This is a genomic window from Moorena sp. SIO3H5 (assembly GCF_010692395.1).
Taxonomy (GTDB): Bacteria; Cyanobacteriota; Cyanobacteriia; order Cyanobacteriales; family Coleofasciculaceae; genus Moorena.
Window position 1 is genome coordinate 1 of the sequence record NZ_JAAHHS010000319.1, and the last position, 9004, is coordinate 9004.

At 41.1% G+C, this 9004-nt stretch carries 12 protein-coding genes; 5 read left to right on the forward strand and 7 right to left on the reverse strand.

Annotated features, from left to right (window positions below; genetic code table 11):
• Positions 1–182 precede the first annotated feature (182 nt).
• The 5 genes from F6K52_RS26675 (at position 183) to F6K52_RS26695 (ending at position 1674) form a co-directional block, all read left to right on the forward strand.
• The gene (locus F6K52_RS26675) at positions 183–434 is read left to right on the forward strand and encodes an AbrB/MazE/SpoVT family DNA-binding domain-containing protein (protein ID WP_070394748.1); all 252 of its coding nucleotides are present in this window, start codon (positions 183–185) and stop codon (positions 432–434) included.
• A 267-nt stretch (positions 435–701) separates the two neighbouring features.
• On the forward strand, positions 702–929 hold the full coding sequence (locus tag F6K52_RS26680) for a hypothetical protein (protein ID WP_293085442.1): 228 nt from the start codon (positions 702–704) through the stop codon (positions 927–929).
• A 19-nt stretch (positions 930–948) separates the two neighbouring features.
• Complete coding sequence (locus F6K52_RS26685; RefSeq protein WP_293085445.1) at positions 949–1242, forward strand: hypothetical protein; 294 nt, start codon at positions 949–951, stop codon at positions 1240–1242.
• Positions 1239–1499: a hypothetical protein gene (locus F6K52_RS26690; RefSeq protein WP_293085449.1), complete on the forward strand. Its 261-nt coding sequence runs from the start codon at positions 1239–1241 to the stop codon at positions 1497–1499. Before F6K52_RS26685 ends, F6K52_RS26690 begins: the two co-directional genes overlap by 4 nt.
• Positions 1453–1674: a hypothetical protein gene (locus F6K52_RS26695; protein ID WP_293085452.1), complete on the forward strand. Its 222-nt coding sequence runs from the start codon at positions 1453–1455 to the stop codon at positions 1672–1674. The genes F6K52_RS26690 and F6K52_RS26695 overlap by 47 nt, the downstream gene beginning before the upstream one ends.
• Before the next feature lie 36 nt (positions 1675–1710).
• On the opposite strand, the gene F6K52_RS26700 is transcribed toward F6K52_RS26695, so the two are convergent.
• The 7 genes from F6K52_RS26700 to F6K52_RS26730 form a co-directional block, all read right to left on the reverse strand.
• Positions 1711–2031, reverse strand: coding sequence for a type II toxin-antitoxin system HicB family antitoxin (locus F6K52_RS26700; RefSeq protein WP_293085455.1), 321 nt, complete (start codon positions 2029–2031; stop codon positions 1711–1713).
• Positions 2032–2080: 49 nt separating this feature from the next.
• Positions 2081–4231 carry a molybdate ABC transporter permease subunit gene (gene modB, locus F6K52_RS26705; RefSeq protein ID WP_293085458.1) on the reverse strand — a complete coding sequence of 717 codons (2151 nt, stop codon included), beginning with the start codon at positions 4229–4231 and terminating at the stop codon, positions 2081–2083.
• Positions 4232–4245: 14 nt separating this feature from the next.
• Positions 4246–5040, reverse strand: coding sequence for a molybdate ABC transporter substrate-binding protein (gene modA, locus F6K52_RS26710; RefSeq protein ID WP_293085461.1), 795 nt, complete (start codon positions 5038–5040; stop codon positions 4246–4248).
• Between the two features lie 469 nt (positions 5041–5509).
• Positions 5510–5764, reverse strand: a complete 255-nt coding sequence (locus tag F6K52_RS26715; protein WP_293085464.1) for a hypothetical protein — start codon at positions 5762–5764, stop codon at positions 5510–5512.
• A 244-nt stretch (positions 5765–6008) separates the two neighbouring features.
• Positions 6009–7250 carry a hypothetical protein gene (locus tag F6K52_RS26720; RefSeq protein WP_293085467.1) on the reverse strand — a complete coding sequence of 414 codons (1242 nt, stop codon included), beginning with the start codon at positions 7248–7250 and terminating at the stop codon, positions 6009–6011.
• Complete coding sequence (locus F6K52_RS26725) at positions 7247–7657, reverse strand: HEPN domain-containing protein (RefSeq protein WP_293085470.1); 411 nt, start codon at positions 7655–7657, stop codon at positions 7247–7249. Before F6K52_RS26725 ends, F6K52_RS26720 begins: the two co-directional genes overlap by 4 nt.
• Before the next feature lie 123 nt (positions 7658–7780).
• Positions 7781–8485: a hypothetical protein gene (locus F6K52_RS26730; protein ID WP_293085473.1), complete on the reverse strand. Its 705-nt coding sequence runs from the start codon at positions 8483–8485 to the stop codon at positions 7781–7783.
• Positions 8486–9004 lie beyond the last annotated feature (519 nt).

The window sequence follows — 9004 nt, forward strand, 5'->3', positions numbered from 1 at the left end:
AGATCTCTTCAATTAAAATAGTAAAGGGAATAGGGAGTAGGGAACAGGGAACAGGGAACAGGGAGTAGGAAACAGGGTACAAAAATTATCACTCACCATTCATTTAGGTACACTATAGAGAGATTATTAATTATTAGTGCTAAGATGTTAATTACCAATAAGTTTATCTATTAATTAAGCTGATGAAAGCGGCAATTGTACGTATTGGAGATTCCCAAGGAATTAGAATCCCTAAAGCAATTATTGAAGAATGTGGTTTAGCCAATGTAGTTGAAATAACAGTAGAAGATGGAAAGGTGATCATTTCGCCAGTATCCCACTCTCGTCAAGGATGGGAAGAAGCATTTAAAGAAATGGCAGAAAATGGTGATGATGAATTATTAATTGATGATCGGATTAAAAATTATTGGGATGAAGAGGATTGGAAATGGTAGCGATTCCCAAGCCAAAAGATAGTGTTGGGTTTCCTTGCTTCAAACCAAGCTACAAGAGAATGCGTTCGCGTAGCGGCTCCATTCGCGTAGCGTGGCCCAAAGGCCAAGGAGCATCGCACTGATATCCTGTCTGGATAATTAGTGATAAAACACCATTACCCTTTAAACCTTACTCCTTTTCTTCTGCCTTCGATTCGGTGCAAGCGTGTAAGTATTCAACCCGATAGAATTGAATCTAGCGACCAAAGCTCTCTCTCTGTTAAGCCAATGACAACTTCCCTTGAAGAAGCCCTCAACACCGTCAGTCAACTCCCTCCTGAACAGCAGGCTATGCTGGTTGAAATCATCAAAAACCGTCTGATCGAATCCCGTCGTAAAGAAATTGCTGAGGATGCCAAAGAATCGATTGCCACATTTCAACAGGGCAAGTTACGACCTCAGTCAGCAGAGACTGTAATTTCTCAATTGCAAAAGGCTCTTGAAGAAAACCCATGAGGTCTAGAAAATTGTAAGATTGAAAGAAGGCAACAGTACCATGGAGGAAAAGGTGATGTTGAATGTGAGTCTGGATCAAGAGGCAGAACAGTATTTAGTTGAAATTTTAAGTCAGGAAAAAACAACTAGCAGTGAGTTGATCAAAAAATTGCTGCGGGATTATCGCCAAAATTTTCAATCCCAAAAATCGGTTTTAGAACGAATGGGAGGAATGCCTAAACATTTGCTATCGGTGGGAAATCTATCTGATCGGGATACTCGTAGAGAGATTATTGCTTCTCGGATACGGGCAAGCCATCAACGAGAAGTATGACCTATCATCCTGCTATTTTGGTGGATACAGGCTTGTTGGTGGCTTTCTATGATTCAGCCGATCAACATCATAGTCAGGTGGTTGAGTTTTTTACCAGTTGTAGCAGTCGGTTAGTGACAACGGTAGGTTGTGTTACAGAAGTGCTATGGTTGCTAGGGTCTGATTGGCGGGTGCAGAATGAATTTCTAACTCATCTGGCAAATAACATCTATGAGTGTGAGTCGCTCTTACTGCAAGACGAAAGCCCGTATCGCTGAGCTAAACGCCCAGTATGCTGACTTGCCTGGTGATTTTTCTGATTTGTCTCTTATCGCAATTTCTGAACGTTTGAATATTGCGGCGATCGCTACTTTGGATAAGGATTTTGATATCTATCGACGCTATCGCAAACAACCCTTTGAACGAGTCTTTCGTCCTTCTTCTAATATTTAGGGTACGCTTTTTTCAAAACCTTGTCGCTTCTGTGAGCTACAAGTGATGTGTCCCTGTCTCACACATGGCCAGGTAAAGGGCAGCTTTTAAGGCAGTCTGAATTGGCACTGGCACTAAATAGTCTCCCCCTTCCGGGGATGAAGGATTGGGGATGTCGAGTTGGTCATCAATTCTCGCAGCAATGGCTTCTTCCAAACAGTCCGCTGCTTCAGCCAAGGCTTGTTCCATGGAATCTCCCTGAGTAATGGCTTCTGGGAGATCCCTAAAAGTTACCACAAACCCACCATCCGACTCGTCAGGGGTAAATGTAGCTGGGAATGAAAATCGACTCATAGTAATGGCATGGTTAAATCTCATCTTCCTGTAGACCAAGCTGACGTAGCAAGGAGCATCGCACTCACTTAAATCAACTCTCCATCAAAATCAACCTCAAAGCATCTAACTGCACATACCATGGCTGAGGCCAAGCTTTAATCTGATGCCATTTTTCCTTGAAAACTTCAGCTTGGAGGTGGTATTGTTGAGGGTTGTAGGACTTACCAAGTTTAGTTGCTTTTGCCCCCCTAACCCCCCAACTTTGGGGGGGAATCATGTCAAAGTCTCCCAGAATTGGGGGATTTAGGGGGCAATCCATAAGTTCTGTATTCCTAGAAGCAGTATATAAATTTAGATACAGTGTAACTCGGTGTTGGGTTTCACTCATCGTCACCAGCCAACAGGGAAAAGTATTGTCGTAATTTGGCTTATTTAGAAATCTCAGATGATGGGCACGGATGCCAACATAGGCTAAAGATTTCCTAATCGGTTCCACAACTGAGAGACTACAGTTCCAGTCCAGGGCTTGAATTTTTTGGTCGTCAATAATTTCAACCCGAGAAAAGTTTTTACACTCCGTTAATTGTGCTACCCTAAAGCTAGGAGGATGCTCAAAAATAGCTTCTTTAGTACCAGAAGCAATAACCTTTCCTTCGGAAAGTACTAACAGATTACCACAAACTCGGTAAGCTTCCTCTAATTTATGGGTAACGAAAAGAGTAGCTCCTTGATAGGTAGAGAAAACTTCCGTTAGTAGCATTTCGATCTGATTCCGGAGATAGGTATCAAGGGCTGAAAGGGGCTCATCTAACAGTAACGCTTCTGGTGCGATCGCTATTGCTCTTGCCAAGGCTACCCGCTGCTGCTGTCCCCCAGAAAGTTCGTGAGGATAGCGGTTTTCCAGTCCCTGTAAATGCATCAGTTCAATGTATTTCCATACCTGTTCATTCCTTTGGGGTTTGGGCAATTCCTGCAAGCCAAACCCAATGTTTTCAGCAACATTCATGTGGGGAAACAGGGCATAGTTTTGAAAAACAAAACCAATGCGACGTTGGTGAGGAGGAAGGTTAATACCCTGTTTGGAATCAAACAAAACTCTTCCGTTCAAGACAATGCGGCCTTGAGTGGGTGTAGCCAAACCAGCAATACACCGTAGCGTCATACTTTTACCAGAACCAGAAGCTCCTAAGATACCTAAGGGCTTACCATTAGCAGTAAATTTAGCATCTAGGGTAAAGCTAGAGCTTAGCTCTTTTCGTAACTCTACTAAAAGTCCTTGACTTGGTTCTATGAGGGAAGCTCTAGTCCCCCCCTTATTAAGGGGGGTTAGGGGGGATCCCTTCCTTACTTCTATGTGAGATTTTGTCCCTATTCCCTGCTCTTTTCCCCCCTTATTAAGGGGGGTTAGGGGGGATCCCTTACTTACTTCTATGTTAGAGAAGGGAATGTTGGTTTTGCGCGAAGGGAGTAACCAGTGACTAATTATTGAGCAGCAACGCTTGATTAATCTATAGCATTTATCATACTGATAAGGTACAAATAATTTTTCCCCTACTCCCTGCTCCCTGCTCCCTGCTCCCTGCTCCCTACTCCCTACTCCCTGTTCATAGTTAATGATGGTGATTGCCACGACAGCGATCGCTACCATAATCAACACCCATAGTAGTGCTTCCCCCATCCTCCCGGCTTGGGCTGCAAAAAAGATTGCGATCGCAATGGTTTGGGTTTTACCAGGAATATTCCCAGCTAGCATTAACGTAGCGCCAAACTCTCCCAAAGCTCTAGCAAACGCCAGAACTGTCCCCGCCATCACCCCTGGCCAAGCCAAAGGTAGCAACACTTGCCAAAATACCCTACATTCAGAAGCACCCAAGGTACGGGCAGAGTTAATCAAATCCTGATTAACTTGTTTGAAAGCTGCCAATACAGTTTTATACATCAAAGGAAAGGCAACGACAGTAGCAGCAATCACAGTAGCAGGCCAAGACAAGATTACAGATACTCCCAATTGCCTCAATAGCTGTCCCACTGGGCTATTTCTACCTAGTAACAACAGTAATAAAAAGCCAACTACTGTAGGCGGTAGCACTATCGGAAGGGTTAAGATACTATCAATAATTCCTTTACCTTTCCCTTGATAGCTAAACATCCAGCCCGCTACCGTAATTCCCATAAAGAAAGCCAAGATAGTAGCCAAGCCAGCAGTCTTTAGGGAAATCCATAAAGGAGATAAATCTTCCATAGGTTAGTTAATTGTCAATTATCAACCATAATAAACCCATAGCTCTCAAATACAGTTTTAGCTGATTCACCGATAATAAACTGCACAAACTGGTTAGCATAATCAGGGTTTTTAGACTCCTTCAATACCGCTACTGGGTAGATAATCCGGGAGTAAGACTCTGGCGGAGCAGTAGCAACTCGTTTAACTTGGTTTGATACTTTGGCATCTGTTGCATACACCAATCCAGCATCCACATTACCGGTTTCCACATAAGATAGAACTTGGCGAACATCTTTTCCAAAAACTAACTTCGGTTTGAGCTGGTCAAACAAATTAAGAGTAGTCAGAACTTCCTTAGCATAGTATCCAGCTGGTACACTTTCCGGGTCTCCCATTGCTATTTTACTGATGTTATCAGAGGTTAAGTCCTTAAAATTAGAGATACCCGTCTCATCTTTAGGAGTAATTAATACTACTTGATTATTAAGAAGACTTTCCCTTGTACCTTCTAGTAAAAACCCCTTAGAGTCCAGAGCATTCATCTGTTTCGGAGCTGCTGAAATAAAAACATCTACTGGCGCGCCCTGTTCGATTTGTTGTTGCAACGAACCAGAGGAAGCAAAGTTATAAATAATGGTAACATCTGGTGTTTCCTTAGTGTAGAGTACTTTGATAGCTTTCATCGCATCTTGTAAGCTAGCAGCCACTGATACCGTTAAGCTCACCACTTCTGGCTGTTGTTTTTTAAGGGTAGCACCATTGCAAGCTATTAAAACTAAGGATAGACTTAAGCACAGAAACCATGATTTAATTAGGGATTTAACCATATATAAATTTTAGTTTAAATGTGAACCTATGATTGATCAAAAAAGGGAACAGGGAACAGGGAACAGGGAACAGTAGTAAAGAGCTCTGAATAGTTTTTGATGTTATGATAAATCACCAAGATTGTTCATGATAGATTTTTAAATTATATAGCGCTTTATAGTAAGTGTGATATACATTTAAATTGTCTTCCCTACTCCCTACTCTCTACTCCCTACTCCCGATTCCCGATTCCCGATTCCCGATTCCCGATTCCCGATTCCCTACTCCCTGTTCCCTACTCAATTAAATACTTAAGAACAAAAAAAATAGCCGTAGAAATAATATCCACGGCTATTTCAAGTCCACAGTAAGTGGATGTAAATCGCTATGTCACTCAGTTTCCGAACCCATCGAAATATGATCCTATTTAATCATACCGGAACCTTGGTTTTTGCCAAGGGGGGAGAAACCCCCCGAAAAACTAACGTGTTAACGTAGCATCCAATACTTAGTGATGATAGTAATCACCTGCCCTGGCATGCCGGTAGGTTGCAGAGGACTCCATTCGGAAGCTTGTGCGTAGCCCATGGCAGACAGGGTATGAATAGTATTAGTTACTCCTTGACGAGGCCCCTTTAAAATGTGCTGAACATATTGTTCTTTTGGGAAAAGATCTTCAAGATTAATGTCATAAATTTGATGTTCAGGATTATTGTCGGGGTTAGGGATAAATTCTTGCGACATAGCTCAAGATTTGAATCGTGTTACATAATAATTGTAATGATTATTATATTAATTTGTCAAGGGTTTTAATAATTTTTTTTGGGGGGGTATTTTAAGGGTAAAAAAAAGCGATCGCGTCACTCGCGTAGCGGCTCTTTCAGAGCATCGCTTTTTTTGTATAGCGGTCTGTAGGCTAATTAGGTAAACATATTTTTTTTACCTGTTCCCTACCTTTACAGATAAAGTTTAAACTTGGTGCAATATCTTATTGTAAAAAACCTTCTAACCATTCAGCAACCGGCTCAAAGTCACGCCATGTTTCTTGATTAGATAAAATTTTATCTGATGTGGCAATCTCTTCTCGATAGGGAATAAAATGTGTAATATCTGATTCTTTAATCGGCTCTGATCTCGATTGTTTATCCCTGAGCACAGAGAGCCAATCTCCAATCCATTCAATAGCTCTATGTTGGTATCGTTCCACAACTTCTGGTGCTTTACTAGCAGGAATTGGAGACACAATAAATCTTGGCTCTGGAGTAAGCCGCTGTTCAGTTTCAGTTCGTCTAGTCTCAGCAGCAAGCAACGCACGAACTAGTTCACCGGTAACCCTTTGAGCTTGAAGATTAGGAAAGAAAACAATAATTGCCAGATCAGCCAAGTCAAACAGCAGCGGTCCATTGAGAGGAGTCATTCCTGTGCGAGCATCTAGTAAAATGACATCAGGTTTGAAAGGAAGACGATCACTACTTAAAATCTGAATCAGTTCACGTAATGGATTTCTATCTTCCCGATACCAAGCTCCAGGTTCCATAAAGCTCAGTAAACGCGCATAATTGGCATTGGGCAAACCTGCCGGAAGACAGTAAATCTCATCGGTTTCAGAAACCCTCAGAATATGATTACGGATGTCAGGCTCTTCCCCTTGCTCCAAACTTAGTAAAACAAATACCAAGCCCTGTTGATCCTTAATCTCGTTTTCCTTTCCAAACAAAGCCGCTAATCCTGGAGCTTCCAAATCCATGTCAACACAGAGCACAGTGCGTCCACGACTAGCAAGAATTCGGGCAGTATAAGCCAGGGCAGTTGAGCGACCCACTCCTCCTCTAAGGGAATAAAATGTTGCAACGATCGGTCGGTCAAGGTCTTCGTCTAGATCCGATGGAAATAGGATTGCTTCAGGATTACTAGAGCCAGAGCGAGAGCGAGCCAGAGCTTCAGGCCAAAAGGGTACGTTTTCCAGGGTAGAATCAATGGGAACAGAGTCAGCCCATTCCTGCTCCTTCTCCTCAGGAGTGAGCAAATCTAACCACTGAATTGTCAATTCTTCTAGCCCCTCTAGAACAATGTTCTTACGTTCTTGTTTGGATTTGCCATCAAATCCTAGGGAAATGACAGCAATACGCCAGCCTAGAAACGGATCCGGTTGAACCCGCAGATCCGTAATCTCTAAAGCTGCCCGCGACATATTTTGATGAATACGCTCTTTGATTTCTGAATGGTTCATCTGCGCCTCCGGGATTTAGGACTAATTTTAAACTTTATAAAGTTTGTTAACTGCTTTGCTCCATCTACCAACTCCGCCATTGTCAGGCTACTATTACAGGTTATTTGATAACGTAGGGATGTATCCCAGTTTTCTATAAAAAATGTCTTTGCACCTGTAGAGTCACGGATATCGGAGAGACGAAATCCCGCTGCTTCCCATAAACGCCGTAGATTATGCCCCTGATTGCCATGTTTCGGAAATGATTTATTTCTAGATCGTAATAAAGCCTTGAGACTAGATTCAATGGCATAGCCTGCCATATAAACTGATCCAATTGATTGACTTCTATTTTTGAGTATAGCGTCTGCATCTGCCGCCCGTTCATTTGCAATATCTAGCCAGTCTTTGTAATTATTAGGAACCATTACAAGTATAATTACAATAAATTTGATAGATTATAACACAAAAAAAAGTCCATAATAATGGACTTTTTTTGCTCTATAATTAGCTTCTATAACTTTGAAATAATCCTGAACAATAATCCCTGATTATTTATCCTTTCTTTTCAACAATGAACCAGCCCCTAAAGCAGTAATTCCCAGCAGTGCTAATCCAGAAACCGGTTCAGGTACACTGGTTGGATCGGGCTTTGACGGATCGTTGGTAATGGTTTCCTTAAAATTAGGATTGGGATCAACATAGGTAGTTGAACCAATGAAGCCTAAGTTCTCATAAAATCTAATTCCTGACTCTCTGTTCCAGCTAAAGGTCTCACTTGATAGATCAACAGCCCTACCAAAATCGACATCTATAATCCAATTATCAGGGGTAGCTTTAAACGTACTAAGAGCAGAAGAACGCGAACAGTCAAGCATAAAAATATTATCAGAACCTACTGTAGTAAAAACGGTTCGAGGATTAATATCAGGAAAACAATAAAATAATGGTCTATTAAGAAACAAAGAGAGTAATTCTCCTTCAGTAGTGTACTCAACAAATCCCTCGTAATTTATAGTTTGTGGAACAAACTCTATAAAAGGCTCATCGATTATAGGATCAAAGATTATAGGATCAAAGATTATAGGATCAAAGATTATAGGATCAAAGATTCTATAATAAGATAACAATTCAAGAGTGCCACTGAATTCGTGCTTGATTATCTGGAAAGCAGCAGCCGGTAAAACTCCAACAGTAACAGAGGTTACAGCGATAGCAGTAGTAACAACACCTAATTGTTTAGAAAAATTAATCAAAGGAATTCTCCTGGTTGAGTAGGTAGATAAATTGAGTTAATTGCACCGCTAAGTGGGCAATTAAGATTTTGGATAGTTTCAAAAAAAATCTCAAGCACCGAAGAATTGATCAGCGGATTTAACCGGGTAAAACTTTAACTTTTACGCCGAATTATTCTTTTGCAACAAAAAATAACTCGATCACATTTGCTAAAATTAACCTACCACAAAGGGTGATAACAGTGGAAAGTTAAATTAACTTATACGCCAAATTACTGACTGTTTTTTTTTAGGATAGCCTTTGCCTGTTTTGTTCTTTATTTCACGATGTTGCGCCAGTCACTTAGAGTTGCGGTAACCATCACAGGGATTTATACTTGCAATTAAGTTTATAGATTATCACAAAAAAAAAGTCCATAATAATGGACTTAACTCGCTCTACAATTATGGTGATATCTTTAGTTGATAGGACTTAAAAATAATCCCTTATTATTTATCCTTTTTTTTCAACAATGAACCAGCACCTAAAGCAGTAATTCC

Excerpts from the sequence above, each read along its gene's own strand:
- F6K52_RS26675 (WP_070394748.1), top strand. The coding sequence starts at position 183 with ATGAAAGCGGCAATTGTACGTATTGGAGATTCCCAAGGAATTAGAATC.
- modB (WP_293085458.1), bottom strand. The coding sequence starts at position 4,231 with ATGGAAGATTTATCTCCTTTATGGATTTCCCTAAAGACTGCTGGCTTG.
- F6K52_RS26700 (WP_293085455.1), bottom strand. The coding sequence starts at position 2,031 with ATGAGATTTAACCATGCCATTACTATGAGTCGATTTTCATTCCCAGCT.
- F6K52_RS26680 (WP_293085442.1), top strand. The coding sequence starts at position 702 with ATGACAACTTCCCTTGAAGAAGCCCTCAACACCGTCAGTCAACTCCCT.
- F6K52_RS26720 (WP_293085467.1), bottom strand. The coding sequence starts at position 7,250 with ATGAACCATTCAGAAATCAAAGAGCGTATTCATCAAAATATGTCGCGG.
- modA (WP_293085461.1), bottom strand. The coding sequence starts at position 5,040 with ATGGTTAAATCCCTAATTAAATCATGGTTTCTGTGCTTAAGTCTATCC.
- F6K52_RS26715 (WP_293085464.1), bottom strand. The coding sequence starts at position 5,764 with ATGTCGCAAGAATTTATCCCTAACCCCGACAATAATCCTGAACATCAA.
- F6K52_RS26725 (WP_293085470.1), bottom strand. The coding sequence starts at position 7,657 with ATGGTTCCTAATAATTACAAAGACTGGCTAGATATTGCAAATGAACGG.
- F6K52_RS26695 (WP_293085452.1), top strand. The coding sequence starts at position 1,453 with ATGAGTGTGAGTCGCTCTTACTGCAAGACGAAAGCCCGTATCGCTGAG.
- F6K52_RS26690 (WP_293085449.1), top strand. The coding sequence starts at position 1,239 with ATGACCTATCATCCTGCTATTTTGGTGGATACAGGCTTGTTGGTGGCT.